The 19,881-nt window shown below is 73.4% G+C and carries 18 protein-coding genes; 11 read left to right on the top strand and 7 right to left on the bottom strand.

Features of this window, described 5'->3' with window-relative positions; all coding sequences use genetic code 11:
• Positions 1-132 precede the first annotated feature (132 nt).
• Positions 133-1,173 (top strand): NUDIX domain-containing protein, encoded by a 1,041-nt coding sequence (locus ACIP4X_RS12685; protein ID WP_358732858.1) that lies wholly within the window; start codon positions 133-135, stop codon positions 1,171-1,173.
• Positions 1,174-1,183: 10 nt separating this feature from the next.
• Here the strand turns inward: ACIP4X_RS12685 and ACIP4X_RS12680 are convergent, their stop codons facing one another.
• Together ACIP4X_RS12680 and ACIP4X_RS12675 are read right to left on the bottom strand one after the other, a co-directional pair.
• Positions 1,184-2,236: a protein kinase family protein gene (locus tag ACIP4X_RS12680; RefSeq protein ID WP_358732860.1), complete on the bottom strand. Its 1,053-nt coding sequence runs from the start codon at positions 2,234-2,236 to the stop codon at positions 1,184-1,186.
• Positions 2,237-2,396: 160 nt separating this feature from the next.
• A complete protein-coding gene (locus ACIP4X_RS12675; protein WP_358732861.1) occupies positions 2,397-3,752 on the bottom strand; it encodes a dipeptidase in 1,356 nt (451 codons plus the stop codon).
• A 215-nt stretch (positions 3,753-3,967) separates the two neighbouring features.
• Here ACIP4X_RS12675 and ACIP4X_RS12670 point away from each other — a divergent pair, with 215 nt between their 5' ends.
• Positions 3,968-5,212 (top strand): geranylgeranyl reductase family protein, encoded by a 1,245-nt coding sequence (locus ACIP4X_RS12670; RefSeq protein ID WP_358732863.1) that lies wholly within the window; start codon positions 3,968-3,970, stop codon positions 5,210-5,212.
• On the opposite strand, the gene ACIP4X_RS12665 is transcribed toward ACIP4X_RS12670, so the two are convergent.
• Positions 5,202-5,693, bottom strand: coding sequence for a nitroreductase family deazaflavin-dependent oxidoreductase (locus ACIP4X_RS12665; protein WP_358732865.1), 492 nt, complete (start codon positions 5,691-5,693; stop codon positions 5,202-5,204). The two genes, ACIP4X_RS12670 and ACIP4X_RS12665, sit on opposite strands and share 11 nt — an antisense overlap.
• Before the next feature lie 134 nt (positions 5,694-5,827).
• On the opposite strand from ACIP4X_RS12665, the gene ACIP4X_RS12660 reads away from it, so the two are divergent.
• From ACIP4X_RS12660 to ACIP4X_RS12645, 4 genes are all read left to right on the top strand, one after another.
• Positions 5,828-6,517, top strand: coding sequence for a TetR/AcrR family transcriptional regulator (locus tag ACIP4X_RS12660; RefSeq protein ID WP_358732867.1), 690 nt, complete (start codon positions 5,828-5,830; stop codon positions 6,515-6,517).
• A gap of 199 nt (positions 6,518-6,716) precedes the next feature.
• On the top strand, positions 6,717-7,952 hold the full coding sequence (locus ACIP4X_RS12655) for a sensor histidine kinase (RefSeq protein WP_358732869.1): 1,236 nt from the start codon (positions 6,717-6,719) through the stop codon (positions 7,950-7,952).
• Complete coding sequence (locus tag ACIP4X_RS12650; RefSeq protein WP_358732871.1) at positions 7,949-8,614, top strand: response regulator transcription factor; 666 nt, start codon at positions 7,949-7,951, stop codon at positions 8,612-8,614. The genes ACIP4X_RS12655 and ACIP4X_RS12650 overlap by 4 nt, the downstream gene beginning before the upstream one ends.
• 554 nt (positions 8,615-9,168) lie before the next feature.
• Positions 9,169-11,679: an ATP-dependent Clp protease ATP-binding subunit gene (locus ACIP4X_RS12645; protein WP_358732873.1), complete on the top strand. Its 2,511-nt coding sequence runs from the start codon at positions 9,169-9,171 to the stop codon at positions 11,677-11,679.
• Positions 11,680-11,709: 30 nt separating this feature from the next.
• Here the strand turns inward: ACIP4X_RS12645 and ACIP4X_RS12640 are convergent, their stop codons facing one another.
• Together ACIP4X_RS12640 and ACIP4X_RS12635 are read right to left on the bottom strand one after the other, a co-directional pair.
• Positions 11,710-12,282: a MarR family transcriptional regulator gene (locus ACIP4X_RS12640; RefSeq protein ID WP_358732875.1), complete on the bottom strand. Its 573-nt coding sequence runs from the start codon at positions 12,280-12,282 to the stop codon at positions 11,710-11,712.
• 125 nt (positions 12,283-12,407) lie between these two features.
• Positions 12,408-12,980, bottom strand: coding sequence for a hypothetical protein (locus tag ACIP4X_RS12635; protein WP_358732876.1), 573 nt, complete (start codon positions 12,978-12,980; stop codon positions 12,408-12,410).
• Between the two features lie 232 nt (positions 12,981-13,212).
• Between ACIP4X_RS12635 and ACIP4X_RS12630 the strand changes: the two genes are divergently transcribed.
• Positions 13,213-13,593, top strand: a complete 381-nt coding sequence (locus ACIP4X_RS12630; protein WP_358732878.1) for a luciferase family protein — start codon at positions 13,213-13,215, stop codon at positions 13,591-13,593.
• A gap of 22 nt (positions 13,594-13,615) precedes the next feature.
• On the opposite strand, the gene ACIP4X_RS12625 is transcribed toward ACIP4X_RS12630, so the two are convergent.
• Positions 13,616-14,395: a DeoR/GlpR family DNA-binding transcription regulator gene (locus tag ACIP4X_RS12625; RefSeq protein ID WP_358732880.1), complete on the bottom strand. Its 780-nt coding sequence runs from the start codon at positions 14,393-14,395 to the stop codon at positions 13,616-13,618.
• A 130-nt stretch (positions 14,396-14,525) separates the two neighbouring features.
• Between ACIP4X_RS12625 and ACIP4X_RS12620 the strand changes: the two genes are divergently transcribed.
• On the top strand, positions 14,526-15,407 hold the full coding sequence (locus tag ACIP4X_RS12620) for an SIS domain-containing protein (protein ID WP_391454792.1): 882 nt from the start codon (positions 14,526-14,528) through the stop codon (positions 15,405-15,407).
• 38 nt (positions 15,408-15,445) lie between these two features.
• Entirely contained in the window at positions 15,446-16,318 is an 873-nt protein-coding gene (locus ACIP4X_RS12615) for a ketose-bisphosphate aldolase (protein ID WP_358732883.1), read from the top strand.
• Here ACIP4X_RS12615 and ACIP4X_RS12610 read toward each other — a convergent pair.
• Positions 16,308-17,441 (bottom strand): methyltransferase, encoded by a 1,134-nt coding sequence (locus tag ACIP4X_RS12610; protein ID WP_358733040.1) that lies wholly within the window; start codon positions 17,439-17,441, stop codon positions 16,308-16,310. The genes ACIP4X_RS12615 and ACIP4X_RS12610 overlap by 11 nt on opposite strands.
• Before the next feature lie 68 nt (positions 17,442-17,509).
• Between ACIP4X_RS12610 and ACIP4X_RS12605 the strand changes: the two genes are divergently transcribed.
• Positions 17,510-18,160: an alpha-ketoglutarate-dependent dioxygenase AlkB gene (locus tag ACIP4X_RS12605; protein ID WP_358732885.1), complete on the top strand. Its 651-nt coding sequence runs from the start codon at positions 17,510-17,512 to the stop codon at positions 18,158-18,160.
• 60 nt (positions 18,161-18,220) lie between these two features.
• Positions 18,221-19,459: an ROK family protein gene (locus ACIP4X_RS12600; protein WP_401348143.1), complete on the top strand. Its 1,239-nt coding sequence runs from the start codon at positions 18,221-18,223 to the stop codon at positions 19,457-19,459.
• Positions 19,460-19,881: the final 422 nt, after the last annotated feature.

Below are 19,881 nucleotides of genomic sequence, written 5' to 3'. Positions count from 1 at the left end.
CCGTCCGCCCGGCGCCGGCACCCCCGCCGCGGGGGTGCCGGCGCCGTCCCGTGGGCAGTCCTCAACTGGGGCTGGTTTCCGTGGCAGGGTGGAGCGGGCAAGCCACAGGGGGCCGACAGCAGAGGGGGACCCGTGATCGTCTGGATCAACGGCGCTTTCGGTGCGGGGAAGACGACCACCGCACGGGAACTGATCGAACTGATCCCGAACAGTACGCTCTTCGACCCCGAGGTCATCGGCGGTGCGCTGACGTATCTGCTGCCGCCCAAGCACCTCGCCGAGGCCGGCGACTACCAGGACCTGCCGATCTGGCGGCGCATGGTGATCGACACGGCGGCCGCGATGCTCGCCGAGCTGGGCGGGACCCTCGTGGTGCCCATGACCCTGCTGCGCCAGGAGTACCGCGACGAGATCTTCGGCGGGCTCGCCGCCCGCCGCGTCGCCGTACGGCACGTGCTCCTGGCACCGGCCGAAACGATCCTGCGTGAGCGCATAGCCCATCGGGAGGTCCCGCCCGACCTGCCCGACGGCGAGATACGCGTCCGCCAGTGGGCCTACGACCACATCGAGCCCTACCGGACCGCCCTGGCCTCCTGGCTCACCGCCGACGCCCACCCCGTCGACACCAGCGCGCTCACCCCGCACGAGACGGCCGTCCGCATCGTCGAGGCCGTCAGCAACGGTGCCGCGCCCGTCTGCGACATCGTGCAGACCCCGGAGCCCACGGCCGAGACCGTCGCCTCCGGAGTGCTCCTGTTCGACGAACAAGACCGTGTGCTGCTCGTCGACCCCACCTACAAGCCCGGCTGGGAGTTCCCCGGCGGTGTCGTCGAACCCGGCGAGGCCCCGGCCCGCGCGGGCATGCGCGAGGTCGCCGAGGAGACGGGCGTACGGCTGGACGAGATGCCCCGGCTCCTCGTCGTGGACTGGGAGCCGCCCGCGCCGCCCGCCTTCGGCGGTCTGCGCTTCCTCTTCGACGGCGGCCGGCTGGACTCGGCGGCGGCCAGGCGCCTGCTGCTGCCCGGACCCGAGCTGCGCGACTGCCGCTTCGTCACCGAGCAAGAGGCGGCCGACCTGCTCCCGCCCGTCCGCTACGCCCGGCTGTGCTGGGCGCTGCGGGCCCGTGAGCGCGGCTCGGCGGTGTACCTGGAGGCGGGCGTCCCGGTCGGCTGAGGCCGCGTGCCTACGCCGACCGCACGGCGTTGTCGCGGACGTCTCGCAGTTCCTCGTACGGGTAGGGGGTCAGCCTGCTCTCCTTGCGCAGACGGTCGTGGAAGGCGTTCAGGCGCGCGGCGACCGGCGCGTGGCGGGTCAGGAGCGTCGCGGCCGCCGCCGGGACGCCCTCGGGCCGTGCTCCTTCCGCGCAGGCGCGGACGAAGGCGCGGCGCTCCTCCAGGTCGTACGTGTACAGGGCGTTGACGAGCCAGTTCACCAGGTGCGTGACGGTGTAGGCGCGGTCGTAGCCGCGGTGCCGGCCGAAGAACTCCCGCTCCGGGTCGGTGAGCCGGAACCGGTCGCTCAGCGCGAGGCCGAAGTCGGAGAGGTACAGGCGGGTGCCGTCGGTGAGGATGTTGTGGAAGTGCGCGTCCAGATGCAGCAGCCGGTGCTCGTGCAGGAAGCCGGTGAGGGCCTCGAGACCGGTTTCGACGAACTCGCACGCGCTGTCCGCCGCGTCGCCGTCGAGCCGGGCGGCGAGCCACTCGTCCGCGGTGTAGGGCACGTACTCCAAAAACAGGACCAGGCTCGCGGTCGCCGTGCGCAGGGCCTCGATGCGGTCCTCCACCTGCGGGGCACCGCCCCAGTAGGCGACCGTCCGCTCCACGTCGGCCAGCAGCTCCGGCATCGGTCCCGGGGTGTCGGGCAGCGCCCGCCAGTGGTGCAGCAGGGGGAAGCCGGAGAAGCGGCCCGAGAGAACCCAGTCGGTCGTCATGCGGTGCGCGGCGAGTTCGCGCCACGCCCCGAGTCCGGGGCTGCCGATGCCGTAGTGGAAGTAGGGCGGCAGGTCGAAGAGGTTCGCGGTCGACCGCAGGTGGTCGGGGTGCCGTTCGACGTCGGTCAGGCGCACGTACTTGACGAAGACCTGGTGGCCGTCCACGTCGACGATCGCGGAACGGCCGCCGATCCCGGTACCGAACGGCTTGCCGCCCGCCAGGAGTTGAGCGAGCTCGCCGTCGCTGTGGAGGGAGAGCGTGGTGGCGATGTCGGCATGGGCGGCGATGCGGGTGGAGTGGTTCATGATCCCATCCTCGGCCGGACGCCGGGTACCCGTCAGCTTCTTCTGCCCCGCGAACTGCGCACCATGGCAGGGGAGATGAACGGCAAGGCTGTTCCGAGTGCGTCCGCGGCCCGGGGCGCCGCCGTGCGGCGAAGGACCCGGGCCGTGGACGGAGCGAGGGTCAGCTCGCCGCGTAGTTGCGCAGGAACAGCGCCTCCGCGACCGACAGGCGCTCCAGTTCCTCGGGGGAGACGCTCTCGTTCAGGGCGTGGATCTGCGCCTCCGGCTCGCTCAGGCCGATCAGCAGGATCTCGGCCTGCGGGTAGAGGGCGGCGAGGGTGTTGCACAGCGGGATGGAGCCGCCCTGACCGGCGTACTGCATGTCCTGGCCGGGGTAGGCGACCGCCATCGCGTCGGCCATCGCCCGGTAGGCCGGGCTGGTGGTGTCGGCGCGGAAGGCCTGGCCCTGGCCGATCTGCTCGGTGCGCACCCGGGCGCCCCACGGGGTGTGGGCCTCCAGGTGGGCCTGGAGCAGCTTGGTCGCCTCGCCCGCGTCGACGCCCGGCGGCACCCGCAGGCTGACCAGGGCACGGGCGCCGGCCTGCACGGACGGGGTGGCGCCGACGACCGGCGGGCAGTCGATGCCGAGCACGGTCACGGCGGGGCGGGCCCAGATGCGGTCGGCGACCGTGCCGGAGCCGATCAGCTCCACGCCGTCCAGCACCTTGGCGTCCTTGCGGAACTGCTCCTCCTCGTAGGCCAGGCCGTCCCAGACGGAGTCGCCGGCCAGGCCGTCGACGGCCGTCGAGCCGTCCTCGGCGCGCAGCGAGTCGAGGACCCGGATCAGCGCGGCGAGCGCGTCCGGGGCGGCACCGCCGAACTGGCCGGAGTGCAGGTTGCCTTCGAGGGTGTCGACCTGGATCCGGACCATGGTCATGCCGCGCAGGGTGCTGGTGACGGTGGGCAGACCGACGCGGAAGTTGCCGGTGTCGCCGATGACGATGGTGTCGGCGGTCAGGAGTTCGGGGTGCTCCTCGGCGTAGCGCTCCAGGCCGCCGGTGCCCTGCTCCTCGGAGCCCTCGGCTATCACCTTGACGTTGACCGGGACGCCGCCGTCGGCCTTCAGGGCGCGCAGGGCGAGCAGGTGCATGATGAGGCCGCCCTTGCAGTCGGCGGCGCCTCGTCCGAACCAGCGGCCGTCGCGCTCGGTCAGCTCGAAGGGCGGGCTGGTCCAGCCGGCCTCGTCCAGCGGCGGCTGCACGTCGTAGTGGGCGTAGAGCAGGACCGTCCTCGCGCCCTCCGGACCCGGCAGGCAGCCGTAGACCGACTGGGTGCCGTCCGGAGTGTCGAGCAGCGCCACGTCAGTGAAGCCCTCGGCGCGCAGCGCGCCGGCGATCCAGTTCGCGGCGCCCTCGCTCTCGCTCCTCGGGTACTGGTCGAAGTCCGCCACCGACCGGAAGGCCACCAGCTCGGCGAGTTCCTCCCGCGCCCTGGGCATCAGGGACGCGACGGTCTCCGCGACCGGATTAGTCGACATGGGCACGCTCCTTGTAGGTGCGAAGGAGAACTCGTGAGCATCGGGGAGATGCTTCCGAGCACTTCTGTATTCCGGATGATCGTGTCAGCGTAGGCGCGACCCTGTGTACGGGGCACGTACGCTGCTGATCCTCCCACAGCGGCCCACCGCCGGGGCCGCCGTAGGATGCGGGAGACAGCAGCGGCAGGCGGCTTGATCGGGAGCGGTAGACCATCGTGAGCAGCGACAACTCTTCGGCGGAAGACGTGCAGCGGGTGTGGGACGTCGTCGTGGTGGGCGCGGGACCCGCGGGGGCCTCGGCCGCCTACGCGGCGGCGGTCGCGGGACGGCGTGTGCTGTTGCTGGAGAAGGCGGAGCTGCCCCGGTACAAGACGTGCGGCGGCGGCATCATCGGACCCTCGCGCGACTCGCTGCCGCCCGGCTTCGAGCTGCCGCTGAAGGACCGCGTGCACGCGGTGACCTTCTCCCACAACGGCCGCTTCACCCGCACCCGCCGCTCCAAGCAGATGCTGTTCGGCCTGATCAACCGGCCCGAGTTCGACCAGCAGTTGGTCGAGCACGCGCAGAAGGCCGGCGCCGAGCTGCGGACCGGCGCCGCGGTCTCGCGGGTCGAGCAGCACGGTTCGGCGGTGCCGGACCGGCGCACGGTCGCCGTGGTGCTCCAGGGCGGTGAGACGGTGCTCGCGCGCGCGGTGGTCGGCGCCGACGGCAGCGCCGGCCGGATAGGAGCCCATGTCGGGGTGAAGATGGACCAGGTGGACCTCGGCCTGGAGGCGGAGATCCCGGTGCCCGAGACCGTCGCCGAGGACTGGCGCGGGCGGGTGCTCATCGACTGGGGGCCGATGCCCGGCAGTTACGGCTGGGTCTTCCCCAAGGCGGACACGCTGACCGTCGGGGTGATCTCGGCGCGCGGCGAAGGCGCGGCCACCAAGCGGTACTTGGAAGACTTCATCGCCCGGCTGGGCCTGGCCGGGTTCGAACCGAGCATCTCCTCGGGGCATCTGACGCGCTGCCGGGCCGAGGACTCGCCGCTCTCGCGCGGGCGGGTGCTGGTGTGCGGAGACGCTGCCGGACTCCTCGAACCGTGGACGCGTGAGGGCATCTCCTTCGCGCTCAGGTCCGGGCGGCTCGCGGGGGAGTGGGCTGTGCGTGTCGCCGAGGCGCACGACGCGGTGGACACCCGGCGCCAGGCCCTGAACTACGCGTTCGCGATCAAGGCGGGGCTGGGCGTGGAGATGGCCGTGGGCAAGCGGATGCTCGCGGCGTTCGAGCGCCGGCCGGGGATCTTCCACGCCGTCCTGACCGGCTTCCGGCCGGCCTGGAAGGCGTTCAAGGAGATCACTCAGGGTTCGACCTCGCTCGGTGAGCTCGTGCGCACCCACCCCATGGCCCACCGCGCCCTGACGGCGCTGGACCGGCGGCCGGCCCCGCCCGCCGCCGAGGACCCGGTCAGTTCCTGACCGTGATGCGGAAGACCGGGTGGTCGGGGGCGGCCGCGGTGATCTCCTCGTCGGAGGACTTCGCCGTGACGCCCTTGAAGTACCCGTCGACCTGCCAGCCCCACCGCTCCAGGTAGGTCCGCAGGACCGGGAGCTTCTCGGCGTCGGGCAGCTCCACCGCGGTGAACTCGCGGACCTTCCGCCCGACGCGCAGCTCCCCGCCGCCCGCCGCGCGCATGTTGCGCACCCACTGGGAGTGGCCGCGCGCCGAGACGAGGTACTGCGCGCCCTCGTACGTGTGCGGGTTGACGGGAATGCGCTGCTGCTTGCCGCTCGTACGGCCGCGCACCGTCAGCTCGGCCGAGCCGGCGAGGCTCAGCCCGCGGCGGGCCAGCCAGCCGATGACGCCGTTGAGCCGGACGGCCGTCGGGCTGCCCTTGAGGTAGTACGGCGAGGACGACGAAGAAGACGACGAAGACGACGAAGACGACGCGGACGACATGGTGACCCCCATGGGTTCGGTTGGGGAGAGCAGTGCTCTCGCTCGACGAACAGTGTGGAGTGGATCGGTGATCCAAAGCAAGAGCACTGCTCTTTTTTGTGTGCGGTGCTCTGCATTCATGGAACACTGGGGGCATGAGCACAGCACAGGGAGCCCGCGCCCGGGCCAGGACGGAGATCACCGCGGCGATCAAGGACGAGGCCCGCAGACAGCTCGCGGCCGAGGGCGCCGCGAAACTCTCCCTGCGCGCCGTGGCACGCGCACTCGGCATGGTCTCCTCCGCGCTGTACCGGTACTTCCCGAGCCGCGACGACCTGCTGACCGCGCTCATCATCGACGCCTACGACTCCGTGGGCGAGGCCGCGGAGGCGGCGAACGCGGAGGCGGCCGGCGCCGAGCCCCTGACGCGCTGGACCGCCGTGTGCGAGGCGGTGCGCGACTGGGCGCTCGCCCACCCGCACGAGTACGCCCTCATCTACGGCACCCCCGTGCCCGGTTACACCGCCCCGATGACGACGGTCCCCGCCGCGGCCCGCGTCGGCCTGGTCCTCATCGGCATCGTGCGCGACGCCCATGAACGGGACGGGCTGACGGAGCCGCCGCTCCCCGCCGAGCTGCGGGGCGAGGCCGAGCGGATCACCGCGGACCTGGCGCCCGGCCTGCCGCCCGAGGTGGGGCCCGCGCTCGTCGCCGCGTGGGCGCAGCTGTTCGGGCTGGTCGGGTTCGAGCTGTTCGGCCAGTTCAACCGGTTGGTGGAGGACCGCGAGCCGTTCTTCCGGCACGCGGTGGCGCGACTCGCGCACGGAATCGGACTGCGGGCCTGACCGCAGCGGGGACCGGCCGGGAAACCGCGCGGTGCGCCGGTGCGACGTCCCGGGCGCTCACGCGGCGCGGGTTTCCCCGAGGCTCGCGAGAGCGCCGTGTTTTCGGGGCGGCCATGACGGCGCGTACTTCCCGGGGAGTACGTGTGATCACCTCGTCCGGCTGACGCCCCGGCGGCGCCGGGCGTTTAGCGTGGCGGTCATGACGGAGCAGCGCGTACGCCGGGGCGGCCCGCCGCAGTGGTGGCGGCACGGCCCCCCGTGGTGGCACCGCGCCGCCGACGAGGAGGCGGTGCCCGGCCATCGCCGGCCGTGGCTCTCCACCGCGCTGTTCACCGCCTTCGTGCTGGTCGGCACCCACTTCTCGGCCCACAACCAGCACGGCCACCGGGTGCCCGTCGACGCCTTCGGCCTCGCGCTGCTGCTCGTGACCTCGGGAATGCTGCTGTGGCGCAAGCGGTATCCGGCGTTCGTGGTGTGCGGCACGGCGGCGACCACCCTCGTCTACTTCGCCGCCGGATACCCGTACGGGCCCGTCCTCCTGGCCGTCGTGATCAGCTGCTTCAGCGCCGTCGTCTCCGGGCACCGCAGGGCCGCGTGGGCGGCGGTGGGCGCCCTGTGGGCCGCGCACGCGCTGATCGCGCTCTGGCTGTACCGCTGGCTGCCCCCGCCCGGGGACACCGCCGCCTCCTGGGGGCAGGAACTGGCCGTCGCCACCTGGGTGGTGGCCGTCGTCGCGGTCTCGGAGCTGGCCCGTGTGCGCCGCGAGCAGTGGGCCAAGGAACGCGCCGAGCGCACCCAGGCCGCTCGGCGGCGGGCCGACGAGGAACGGCTGCGGATCGCCCGCGAACTGCACGACGTCCTCGCCCACAGCATCTCCGTCATCAACGTGCAGGCGGGCGTCGGCCTCGCCCTGCTCGACACCGACCCGGAGCAGGCGCGTACGGCGCTGGCCACCATCAAGGTCGCCAGCAAGGAGGCGCTGGGGGAGGTGCGGCAGGTGCTCGACACCCTGCGCACCCCCGGTGACGCCCCCCGTGCTCCCGCGCCAGGCCTGGACCGGCTGTCCGAGCTGGTGGACCAGGCGGCGACAGCCGGGCTCACCGTCGAGGTGCGGGGGGCGCCGCCGCGGCTGCCGCCGGGCACGGACCTCGCCGCCTTCCGCATCGTGCAGGAGGCGCTCACCAACGTCGTACGCCACTCGGGCTCACGGCACGCGCGCGTGCGCCTCGACCACGACCGCCGCGCGCTGCGGCTGCGCGTCGACGACGACGGGCCCGCCACCGGGGCGGACGCCGGTGGCAGCGGCAACGGCCTGGCCGGGATGCGGGAGCGGGCCGCCGCGCTCGGTGGCACCATCGACGCGGGCGCGCGCCCCGACGGCGGCTGGCGGGTGCTGGCCGTACTGCCCCTGACGACCGAGGAGGAGAACCGGTGATCCGGGTACTGCTGGCCGACGACCAGTCGCTGGTGCGGGCCGGCTTCAGGGCGCTGCTCGACGCCCAGCCGGACATCGAGGTCGCCGGGGAGGCGGCGGACGGGGAGGAGGCCCTGCGCAAGGTGCGCGAGCTGAGCCCCGACGTGGTGCTCATGGACATCCGCATGCCGCTGCTCGACGGACTGGCCGCCACCCGCCGTATCACGGGCGAGCCTCGGCTGAAGGACGTCAAGGTGGTCATGCTCACCACCTTCGAGCTCGACGAGTACGTCTTCGAGGCGATCCGCTCGGGCGCCTCCGGCTTCCTGGTCAAGGACACCGAACCCGACGAACTCCTGCGCGCGGTACGGGCGGTGGTCGGCGGCGACGCCCTGCTCTCTCCCGGTGTGACACGGCGCCTGATCGCCGAGTTCGCCGCCCGCTCCAAGGAACCGGCGGCCGCCGACGCCCTCGCGCAGCTCACCGAGCGCGAACGCGAGGTGATGGCCCTGGTCGGCATCGGCCTGTCCAACGAGGAGATCGCCCGCCGTCTGGTCGTCAGCCCCCTCACCGCCAAGACCCACGTCAGCCGCACCATGGTCAAACTCGGCGCCCGCGACCGCGCCCAACTGGTCGTCCTGGCCTACGAATCGGGCCTGGTACGCCCAGGCTGGCTGGGCTGACCATTTGGAGCGGCGCCCGGCAGCCCGTCGACGCCGTCCACGGCGAAGCCCGTCCCGAACGCGTCGGGTCGCCGCCGGGAGAAAGTCCGGTATGCGGCCGTGGGCGGCGACGTGGGGTGCCGGTCCACCACCGCGGCGCCCCCGGCACGGTGACATGCGGGGGGCCCGCGCCTCGGCCGCGCACCCGCGCCCGTGCTGCAGAGCCCCTGTGGCCGCCCCCGCTGCGGCGGCGGGCCCGGGCCGCTCGGCGGTGGGGGCCGGTTTGGCGGCCGGTCCGGGCGTCGCGGTGGTGTGCGGAGGGTCTGCGGCCCGGCCGCTCACCGTGGCCGTGCGGCAGCAGGCCCCTGTGGGTGCCCTTCGGGCACGCCCGCACCGCGGCGCCGGGCCCGGCCGTTCGGCGGTGGGTGCCGGTCCGGCGGTCGGCCCGGGCGGGACGGTGTGCCGCGGGCTCCGCCGGAGGCGACCGCACCGGACCGGCGTAGGTCGCGTTGCGATACTCCATTCGGCGGGTTGGGCTGGAAGGTGACTCATTGCCCACGTTCCGGACGGCGATCATGACGATGTCCCCCTTCGGCGCCTCCTTCGGCGGCCAGGACCCGTTCTCCGAGATCCTCAACCGTTTCTTCGGCATGACGCCGGGCGCGGCGCCCCCGCAGGTGCAGCGGGTGCCGATCGGGCGGCTGCTGACCGACTCCGCGCGCGAGCTGATCAACCAGGCCACCGGGCGGGCGGCCGAGGACGGCAGCTCCGACCTGGACACCGAGCATCTGCTCTGGGCGTGCACCCAGGTGGAGCCGGCCCGCGGCCTGCTCGCCCAGGCCGGAGCCGACCCGGACCGCCTCGGCGCGGCCCTCGCCGAGGCGCTGCCCGGCGAGAGCGGCACCCCCTCCGCGCAGCCCGGCCTCACCCCGGCCGCCAAGCGGGTGCTGCTGCGCGCCTACGAGCACTCCCGGGCGGCCGGAGTGTCGTACATCGGCCCCGAGCACATCCTCGGCGCGCTCCTCGACACCCCGGGCGCCGCGGCGGCACGCGCCCTCAGCGCCCACGGCATCGAGACGGACCAGCTGCGCCGCAGCGCCGACGCCGTCTCCCGCCCCGACACGGCACCCGGCGGCGCCGAACCCCCGAGCGACACCCCGACCCTGGACCAGTACGGGCGCGACCTGACCCAGGAGGCCCGCGCCGCGAAGCTGGACCCGGTGGTGGGGCGGGCCGCGGAGATCGAGCAGACCGTCGAGGTCCTCTCCCGCCGGACGAAGAACAACCCCGTCCTGATCGGCGAGCCCGGCGTCGGCAAGACCGCGATCGTCGAGGGGCTGGCCCAGCGGATCGTCAACGAGGACGTGCCGAAGACCCTGGAGAACAAGCGGGTGGTCGCCCTGGACCTCACCGGACTGGTGGCGGGCGCCCAGTACCGGGGCCAGTTCGAGGAGCGGCTGAAGAACGTCATCGACGAGGTCAAGGCGGCCTCCGAGTCGACGATCCTGTTCCTGGACGAACTGCACACCGTCGTCGGCGCCGGCGCCACGGGCGAGGGCGCCATGGACGCGGGCAACATCCTCAAACCGGCCCTCGCCCGCGGTGAGCTGCATGTCGTCGGAGCCACCACCCTCGACGAGTACCGGCGGTACGTGGAGAAGGACGCCGCCCTGGAACGCCGCTTCCAGCCCGTCATGGTGCCCGAGCCGAGCGTCGAGGAGACCGTGCAGATCCTGGAGGGGCTGCGCGACTCCTACGAGGCCCACCACCAGGTCCGCTACAGCGACGACGCCCTCATCGCCGCGGCCGAGCTGTCGGACCGCTACGTCAGCGACCGGTTCCTGCCCGACAAGGCCATCGACCTGCTCGACCAGGCCGGCGCCCGGGTGCGGCTGCGGTCCCTGGGCCGGTCCACCGAGGTCGTCGAACGCGAGGACCGGCTGGCCAAGCTGCGCCGCGAGAAGGACCAGGCCGTCGCCGCCGAGGCCTTCGAACGGGCCTCCGAGATCAAGGACCGGATCGCCGAAGTGGAGACGGAACTGGAGGGTCTCGCCGAGCGCCGCGAGGGCGTCCTCGAGGTGACCGTCGAGGACATCGCCGACGTGCTGTCCCGGCATACCGGCATCCCCGTCGCCCAGCTCACCGAGAGCGAGAAGGAGCGGCTGCTGAAGCTGGAGGACGCGCTGCACTCACGGATCGTCGGCCAGGACGAGGCCGTCACCGCGATCGCGCAGGCGGTGCGCCGCAGCCGCGCCGGCATGAGCGACCCCAACCGGCCCGTCGGCTCCTTCCTGTTCCTCGGCCCCACCGGGGTCGGCAAGACCGAACTGGCCAAGGCGCTCGCCGAGTTGCTGTTCGGGGACGAGGACCGGATGGTCCGCTTCGACATGAGCGAGTTCCAGGAGAAGCACACCGTCTCCCGGCTCGTCGGCGCCCCGCCCGGCTACGTCGGCCACGAGGAGGCCGGCCAGCTCACCGAGAAGGTGCGCCGCCAGCCCTACAGCGTGCTGCTCTTCGACGAGGTGGAGAAGGCCCACCCGGACGTCTTCAACACCCTGCTCCAGGTCCTCGACGACGGCCGCCTCACCGACGCCCAGGGCCGTACCGTCGACTTCCGCAACACCGTGGTCATCATGACCTCCAACATCGGCGCCCAGCGGATCCTCGTCCACCACGGGAACGTCGCCGCCATCAAGGACCAGCTGATGGAGGATCTGCGCGGACGCTTCCTGCCCGAGTTCCTCAACCGCATCGACGACATCATCATCTTCCACGGCCTCAGCGAGGACGACCTCGGCCGGATCCTGGACCTGCTCCTCGACCACAGCCGCCGGCGTGTGCGCGCCCAGGGCCTGGACCTGGAGGTCACCGACGCGGCGAAGAAGCTGCTGATCGCCCACGGCCACCAGCCCGAGTTCGGCGCCCGTCCGCTGCGTCGCACCATCCAGGCCGAACTCGACAACCGCATCGCCTCCCTGCTGCTGAGCGACTCGGCCGACCCCGGTGACACGATCGTCGCGGACGTCGTGAAGGACGCCCTGGTCTGCCGGGTCGAACACCCGGAGGTGCCCGGCCGGATGACCTGACGAGGCGGGCCGGCGCGGAACCCGTCGGGGTCAGCCCTTGGCGCGGCGCCCGCTGCGGCGCGGCGCCGGGTCCGCGCCGTCCAGCAGCGAGCGGCGGCGTTCCTCGCCGTGGTCCTCGACCTGAAGGACCACACGCCGCAGCATCCCCGCCAGACTCCGGCACTCCTCGCCGGTCAACCGCGCGGTGACGAAGGCCTCTTCCTCGTTGAACTCGGGGAAGACCCGGCTCATGAACTCCTCGCCCTCGGCGCTGAGCGAGAGCAGGACGAGCCGGCCGTCGGTGGGGTGCCCGGTGCGGCGCAGCAGCCCGCGCGACTCCAGCGTGTGGGAGACACCCGTCAGGGTGCCCTTGGAGATGCCGGCCTCCTCGGCCACGTGCCGGGTCTCCGACTCGCCCCACACCCAGACCACCCAGAGCACGACGAACGCGGTCCAGGTCAGGTCCGAGCCGCGCAGCACGGAGTTCTCCAGGTGCTGGCGGACCGCGGAGGCGGCCCGGTGGATGCCCGCGACCGCCGCCATCTGCTCCCGTCGCAGGTGGACGCCGCCGAGCTTGGCCTGTGCGAGCTTCTCCGCCTCGGTGGTGGAACGGTGGCCGGGCATGGGCACTTCCTCGCTCTGATCGCGGGAACCCGGCGGGCCGGTGCCGTCCGCCGGGTCGTTCGGGCTCGAAGTCCAGGGCGATCAGTTCGGGGCGGGGCGCCCTTCCCCCGGTCCTCCACCTGCAGTCAGCCGGTCTTCCACCCCCAGGGCGTGTCCACGCGCGCCCACTCCTCGTCCCACTGGGTGAAGCGCCTGCGGTCGAGCCGGATCCGGGCCAGCTTGGCACCGCCGATGACGACACCCGCCGTGGTCGTTCCCGCCCAGAGGCCGCCCAGGGTCGTCTGGAAGGCGATGTCGGCCGCCGAGGCCGGCGGGGGCGTCAGCGTGCCCTGCCCGTTCGCCCACACCGTGACGTGGTCGCCGGGGGTCGCGGAGACCGGGACCCTGGTCCGGCCCGTGTGCGCCGAGCCGTCCGCGTCCGTCCAGCGGACCGTACCCCAGCCCAGGACGCTGCCCACCGGCCGGACCGCCCCGCGGGTCGCCTCCTGCGTCACCATGGCCGGCACCGAGTGGGTGTCGGCGCGTACCCGGTCCGCGGCCTGCTGCATCGCGCCCGCCGTCAGCACGCCCGCGAGGACGCCGCCGGCCACGGCCAGGACCCAGGCGACGAGCAGGATCCAGGCCTCGACCACGTCACTGGTGCGCCTGAGCGGATTGCGCCGCCAGCGCCACAGCCACACTCCCGCACGACGTGCCACCTTCGGCACCCCCTCGTGAGCATCGACGGCCCCTACTGCCAGTGTGCCCCCCGGCGGGGGTCCAAGGCCTCCGGGGAGCCCGGAACGGGACGGCCGGGGCCGGTGGCACGGCCTCCTCGGGACCGCCGTGGAGCGCACGGGCCGACGGACGGCGCCGGGCCTTTCGGACACGGATCGGTTAAGGCTTTCTCACAGGGTCGTTGCCGTACGGTGAGCACGCCATGATGGATCCATGACGCTCGCCGCGCGCGCACTCGCTCAGCTGGCAACCTGGCCGGACCTCTCGGAGGCGGTGCCGAGCTGCGGAAACGGGCAGGCGCTCAGTTCGGCGGGCGAGGAGATCGCCCACTTCCACTCCGACCGGGACGTCGACCTGCGTCTGACCGTCCGGGCGATCCGCCGCCTGGAGCGCGACCTGCGGCGCTTCGCCGCGATCCGCGTCGTGCCGGGCTCCCCGTGGGTGACGGTCCGCCTCGACGGCTCGGCCGACGTCGATCTGCTGATGAGTCTGACGAGCGTGGCGCTCAAGGCCCAGCAGGGGCCGCCGGACGACGGCCGGACCACCCCCTGCGGCTGCAACGACGTCCGGGGCGTGGGCTTCGTGCGGCTGTGACCCGGACGCGGGAGGGGCGCCGTCAGACGATCAGCACCCGCAGGCCCGCCTCCTCGAACGCGCGCACCGTCTCCGGCCCCGCCGCAGTGTCCGTGACCAGGGTGTCCACCGACTCGGCCGCGCAGATGCGGGCGAAGGCCCGCCGGCCCAGCTTGCTGGAGTCGGCGGCCACGACGACACGCTCGGCGCGCTCGCACAGCAGCCGGTTGACGGCGGCCTCGGCCTCGTCGTGCGCCGCCGCGCCGTGCGCGGCGTCGAAGCCGACCACCCCGAGCACCGCCACGTCGAGCGTGATCTGACTCAGCACCCCGTCCGCCAGCGGCCCGACGAGCTCGTACGACTGCGGCCGCGCGACCCCTCCGGTCAGCACGATCTTGAACTGGGGCCGGACGGCGAGTTCGTTGGCGATGTTGAGCGCGTTGGTCACCACGGTCAGCGCGGGCGAGCCGGAGGCCAGGTCGGCGCGCACCGCCAGGGCGCGGGCGACTTCCGTGGTCGTCGTGCCGCCGGTCAGGCCGACCGCCTCGCCGGGCGCCACGAGCTCGGCGACCGCCTTGGCGATCCGCTGCTTCTCGGAGGCGTGGCGGGCGGTCTTGTACCGCAGCGGCAGCTCGTAGGAGACGCCGTGCACCACGGCCCCGCCCCGGGTGCGGACCAGCATCTGCTGCTCGGCGAGCTGGTCGAAGTCCCGCCGGATCGTCGCGGCCGACACGCCCAGCACGGTCGCGGCGTCCTCGACGTCCAGCCGGCCGCGCTCCACGAGCAGCTCCAGCAGCGCCTTCCAGCGGGCGTCGCGCGACATCCGCCTCCTCCGTTTCCTCGATCCCTCGTGACCCTAACGCACCGGGCCCACCTCAAGATGCTTGATTATGCTCGAAATTCGGCGCTATCTTGCAGTAAAACGCATCCGGGTGCGAGCAGGAGGAGGGGCCGTGAGCCATGTCGAGGACGAACTGACCAGCCAGCACGAGTGCTGGGCCCGCGTCGCGGCCGACGTCGCCGTCCACGCCCGGGCGCTGCCCGCGCCGGGGGAGCGGGTCGCGATCGTCGGCTGCGGCACGTCGTACTTCATGGCCCAGGCCGTCGCGGCGCTGCGCGAGGGCTCCGGGCAGGGGGAGACCGACGCCTTCGCCGCCTCGGAGTTCCCCCACGCACGTGCCTACGACCGGGTCCTCGCCCTCACCCGCTCCGGAACCACCACCGAAGTGCTCGACGTGCTGAGGGAGTTGAAGGGGCGCACCCGGACGACGGCGATCACCGCCGACCCCGGCACCCCCGTGATGGACGCTGCCGACGAGACCGTGGTCCTGGACTTCGCGGACGAACGCTCCGTGGTGCAGACCCGGTTCGCGACCACAGCCCTCACCCTGCTGCGCGCCCATCTCGGCCTGCACACCGACGAGGTCGTCGTCGACGCCCGCACCGCCCTGTCCGCTCCGCTGCCCGAACAACTCGTCGCCTGCGCGCAGTTCACCTTCCTGGGCCGGGGCTGGACCGTCGGACTGGCCAACGAGGCCGGGCTGAAGATGCGCGAGGCCTCGCTGTCCTGGACCGAGGCCTACCCGGCGATGGAGTACCGACACGGCCCCATCAGCGTCACCACGGAGGGCACGGCCACCTGGATGCTCGGCCGGGCACCGGAAGGGCTCGCCGAACAGGTCCGCGCCACGGGCGGGCTGTGGATCGAGGGTGAACTCGATCCACTCGCCGAACTGATCCGCGCCCAGCGGCTCGCCGTCGCCGTCGCCGCCGCCCGGGGCCTCGACCCGGACCGGCCCCGCCACCTCACCCGCTCGGTGATCCTCACTCCCTGACGCACCGTCACCCGATCCAGCACCGGAAAGGACAGACCGTGCCGCTTGCAGCCACCGGCGAGCTGGTCGCCCGGGCCGCCGCCGCGCGCTCCGCAGTCGTCGCCTTCAACATCATCACGCTGGAACACGTCGAGGCCGTCGTCGCCGGCGCCGAGGCGGCGGGCGCACCCGTCGTCCTCCAAGTCAGTGAGAACGCCGTCTCGTTCCGCTACGGACGGCTGCTGCCACTCGCCCGCGCCGCCGCCGCGGCGGCCGAACGCGCAACCGTGCCCGTCTCGTTGCACCTCGACCATGTGCAGAGCGACGACCTGCTGCGCCAGGCGGCCGACGCCGGCTTCAGCTCCGTGATGTACGACGCCTCCCGGCTGCCCTACACGCACAACCTCGCCGCGACCAGCGCCGCCGCGGCCTGGGCCCATGCCCAAGGGCTGTGGATCGAGGCCGAGTTGGGTGAGGTCGGCGGAAAGAACGGCGCGCCGCCGCTGGACGCCCACGCCCCCGGCGCGCGCACCGACCCCGCCGAGGCGCGCGCGTTCGTCGCCGACTCCGGGGTGGACGCCCTGGCCGTGGCCGTGGGCAACTCCCACGCCATGACCGAGCGCACCGCGGCCCTCGACCACGACCTGGTCAAACGGCTTGCCGGAGCGCTGGACGTGCCACTCGTCCTGCACGGATCCTCCGGCGTCCCCGACGGCGAGCTGACCGCCGCCGTCGCCGGGGGCATCGCCAAGGTCAACGTCGGCACCGCCCTCAACATCGCGATGACCGCCGCGATCCGTGACTTCCTCGCCGCGCACCCGGAGGCCGTCGACTCCCGCAAGTACCTGAGTGTGGGCCGCGAGGCCATGGTGGGGGAGGTGGAGCGCCTCATCGGCGTGATCGGCACACGCCGTACCGCGCCTACCTCTTGACGGCCCGCAGCACCACGAACTTCGGATCGCTCGCGACGAGCCGGCTGTTGCCGAACAGCCGGCGCAGCTTGACGTGGTAGCCGAGGTGGCGGTTGCCGATCACCCACAGCTCGCCGCCGGGGCGCAGCGCGCGCCGCGCCCCGGTGAACATCCGCCAGGCCGTCTCGTCCGTGGTCGCCTGGTGCGAGTGGAAGGGCGGGTTGTTCAGCACCAGGTCCACGCTGCCGGCCGGCACCCCGGCCAGCGCGTCGCCGACCCGGAACTCGGCCTGTCCCGGAACGCCGTTCGCCCTGTACGTGTCCTCAGCGGAGGCGACGGCCTGGAACGACTCGTCCGTGAACAGCACTTCGGCACCGGGATTCGCCAGCGCCAGAGCCGTACCGACGACGCCGTTGCCGCAGCCCAGGTCCACCACCCGGTTGGAGTCTCCGACTTCCGGCAGGTGCCCCAGGAAGAACCGGGTGCCGATGTCGAGCCGGTCGGCGCAGAAGACGCCCGCGTGGTTGACGACGGTCCGCCCGGAGACGGCGCCGATGCCGTCGGGCAGCGTGTAGGTGTGCGGCCACGGGTTCGCCGGCCGCTCCAGTGAGGGGTCCGGCGTGCAGAGGATCAGGCGGGCCTTGCGCCGCGCGAGCGAGGTCCGGGTGGGGCCGAGGATCCGCTCGAACAGCGCCAGCGTGGAGGTGTGGATCTCCTTCACCATCCCGGTGCCCACGACGACCGTGCCCTCGTGCACCGCGGGCGCCAGGCGCAGCAACTGGTCCTCCAGCAGCGCCAGACTCCTGGGCACCCGCACCAGCAGCACGTCGATCCGGCCGGGCGGGGAATCCTGCGTCGTCAGCAGGCGCACCGCGCCGGACTCCGCACCGCGCCGGGCGAGGTTGGCGCGGGTCGCCTCCTGGGTGAGGCAGGAGTCGGTGATCTGCACCGGCCGGTGCGCGGCCAGCGCCGTGACCAGGGCGCCCCAGCGGTCGCCGACGACCACGACGGTCCCGGACAGATCGGTGCCCTGCTCGTCGAGGTGCCCGAGCAGATACTCGTCGGAGGCGTCCCAGGCCCGGAGCCGGTCACGCGGATCCTGCGGGAACCGGGCGAGCTCCAGCTCGCCCCACGGTGTGGTCATACGGTCGTTCATCGCCCGACAAGGCTAGCGGAGCCCCAGCTCACGCCGTCTCCGGCAGGATGGGAACCATGGACGCCGAGCTGTTCCCGCGCGACCGCAGGCAGATCGCGCCGGGCGCCGTGCACCTGCCGGACTGGCTGGATCCCGGCCGGCAGCGCGCGCTGCTCGCCGCCTGCCGCGAGTGGGCCCGCCCGCCGGCCGGCCTGCGCACGGTGCGCACGCCCGGCGGCGGCACGATGACCGCCCGGCAGGTCTGCCTGGGCCGGCACTGGTACCCGTACGGCTACGCCGACACCGTCGTCGACGGCGACGGCGCCCCGGTGAAGCCGTTCCCCGCGTGGCTGGACGAACTGGCCCACGACGCCGTGCGCGACGCCCTGGGCCCCGGCGCGGCCGGTCCGGCGCCGTACGACATCGCCCTGATCAACTTCTACGACGCCGAGGCGCACATGGGCATGCACCGCGACAGCGACGAGAAGTCCGGCGCGCCCGTGGTGTCGCTGAGCCTCGGCGACACGTGCGTGTTCCGCTTCGGCAACCCCGAGACCCGCACCCGGCCCTGGACCGACGTCGAACTGCGCAGCGGCGACCTGTTCGTGTTCGGCGGTCCGTCCCGTCTCGCCCACCACGGCGTGCCGCGCGTCCATCCGGGCACGGCACCGCCCGAGTTGGGGCTGACCGGACGGCTGAACCTCACCCTCAGGGTGAGCGGCTTCTGACCGGGGCGGCCGGACGAGTCGCCGGTCGACGGGTGTGCGGATCATGGGAGACTCACCCTCATGAGCGGCAAGGCGGACCCCCGGACGCCGGGGGAAGGGAGCACCTCCAGGACACGGCTGGACCGGGGGCGCGGCGCGCTCGGGCCCGCGTTGGAGCTCGTGCACACCGGCCGTGCCCCCACGCGCGCGGTCCTCACCGCCGAGCTGGGGGTGACCCGGGCGACGGCCGGCGCGGTGGCCGCAGAGCTGGAGGCGCTGGGCCTGATCCGGGTCGACGCCCGGCCCGCCGCGGCGGCCGGTTCCCAGGGCCGCCCCTCGCACCGCCTGGCGGTCGCCGAGGACGGGCCCGTCGCCCTCGCCGCGCAGGTGCACGCCGACGGCTTCCGCGCCGCCCTGGTGGGCCTCGGCGGCCGGATCGTGGCGACCGCGCCCGGCTGCGAGACCGTCGACGCCGATCCCGCGAAGGTGCTCGGCTCCGTCGTCGAGGCCGGCGCCGAGCTGCTGCGCACGACCGGCCGGCGCTGCGTCGGCGCCGGGCTCGCCGTGCCGTCCGCCGTCGCCGAACCGGACGGCCTCGCCCTCAACCCGCTCCACCTGGACTGGCCCGCGGGAGCGCCGGTCCGCCGTATCTTCGCGCAGTGCGTGCGCGCCGCCGGGATCACCGGGCCCGCCTTCGCCGCCAACGACGTCAACCTCGCCGCGCTCGCCGAGCACCGGCACGGCGCCGGGCGCGGTGCGCGCGACCTGCTGTGCGTGGCGACCGGGCACCGGGGCGTGGGCGGCGCGCTGGTCCTGGACGGGCGGCTGCACACGGGCAGTTCGGGCCTGGCGCTGGAGGTCGGCCACATCACCGTCAATCCCGAGGGCCGTCCCTGCCACTGCGGCAGCCGCGGCTGCCTGGACGTCGAGACGGATCCGCTGGCGTTCCTCACCGCCGCCGGCCGCGACATCGGTCCTGAGGCGTCCCTGCTGCGGCAGGCCGAGGACCTGGTCCGCGACCACTACGACGACCCGGCCGTGCGCGGGGCCGTCGAGACCCTCGTCGACCGCCTGGGTCTGGGCCTGGCCGGGCTGGTGAACATCCTCAACCCGGACCGGATCATCCTCGGCGGGCTGCACCGCACCCTGCTCGACGCCGCCCCCGACCGACTGCGCGCCGTCGTCGCCGACCGCAGCCTGTGGGGCCAGAGCGGCGTCGTCCCGATCCTCTCCTGCACCCTCGACCACAACAGCCTGGTCGGCGCCGCCGAACTGGCCTGGCAACCAGTCCTCGACGACCCACTGACAGCCCTGACCTGACTTGACCCGGCCCCCGGGCCCTGGAGCCACGGGGGCGCGGACCCGCGTACGGCGCCTGGTGACCACGCTCCTCCGTGCGCCGGGGGCGCCCACGGTGGGCCGCATCTCCGCGCCCGCCGGGCCGCGGCCCGCACCGGATACGCCTCACAAGCCGGGACATGCCGTGCAGGAGCAGCCGCCGCAAGCCCCCGTACTCCACGGGAGGTAGCCGCACTGCCGCTGGCCGTACGACGACCCGGACCACCTCCGCGGGCCACTCTCGACGCAGCACCGGAGAACTCTCCGCGGCTTCGAGGCAGACCCCTAGTAGTACTTCGTTAGGTTGGTTGGCGTGGGTGGTGTTCTGGCGGAGCTGAAGCGGGGATGCTGCGGTGGCAGGTGGGGCATGTGCCGGTCCATGCGCGTATGAGGTCCTGGAGCGT

This window comes from Streptomyces sp. NPDC088817, assembly GCF_044750345.1.
Lineage (GTDB): Bacteria > Actinomycetota > Actinomycetes > Streptomycetales > Streptomycetaceae > Streptomyces.
Note: the sequence above shows the minus strand (reverse complement) of the source record. Positions and strands in the feature narration are given on the sequence as shown.

Coding starts and splice junctions, on each gene's coding strand:
- ACIP4X_RS12645 (WP_358732873.1), top strand. CDS start 9,169: ATGACGATGTCCCCCTTCGGCGCCTCCTTCGGCGGCCAGGACCCGTTC.
- ACIP4X_RS12665 (WP_358732865.1), bottom strand. CDS start 5,693: ATGTCGTCCGCGTCGTCTTCGTCGTCTTCGTCGTCTTCTTCGTCGTCC.
- ACIP4X_RS12605 (WP_358732885.1), top strand. CDS start 17,510: ATGGACGCCGAGCTGTTCCCGCGCGACCGCAGGCAGATCGCGCCGGGC.
- ACIP4X_RS12680 (WP_358732860.1), bottom strand. CDS start 2,236: ATGAACCACTCCACCCGCATCGCCGCCCATGCCGACATCGCCACCACG.
- ACIP4X_RS12640 (WP_358732875.1), bottom strand. CDS start 12,282: ATGCCCGGCCACCGTTCCACCACCGAGGCGGAGAAGCTCGCACAGGCC.
- ACIP4X_RS12625 (WP_358732880.1), bottom strand. CDS start 14,395: ATGTCGCGCGACGCCCGCTGGAAGGCGCTGCTGGAGCTGCTCGTGGAG.
- ACIP4X_RS12600 (WP_401348143.1), top strand. CDS start 18,221: ATGAGCGGCAAGGCGGACCCCCGGACGCCGGGGGAAGGGAGCACCTCC.
- ACIP4X_RS12675 (WP_358732861.1), bottom strand. CDS start 3,752: ATGTCGACTAATCCGGTCGCGGAGACCGTCGCGTCCCTGATGCCCAGG.
- ACIP4X_RS12610 (WP_358733040.1), bottom strand. CDS start 17,441: ATGACCACACCGTGGGGCGAGCTGGAGCTCGCCCGGTTCCCGCAGGAT.
- ACIP4X_RS12630 (WP_358732878.1), top strand. CDS start 13,213: ATGACGCTCGCCGCGCGCGCACTCGCTCAGCTGGCAACCTGGCCGGAC.
- ACIP4X_RS12655 (WP_358732869.1), top strand. CDS start 6,717: ATGACGGAGCAGCGCGTACGCCGGGGCGGCCCGCCGCAGTGGTGGCGG.
- ACIP4X_RS12660 (WP_358732867.1), top strand. CDS start 5,828: ATGAGCACAGCACAGGGAGCCCGCGCCCGGGCCAGGACGGAGATCACC.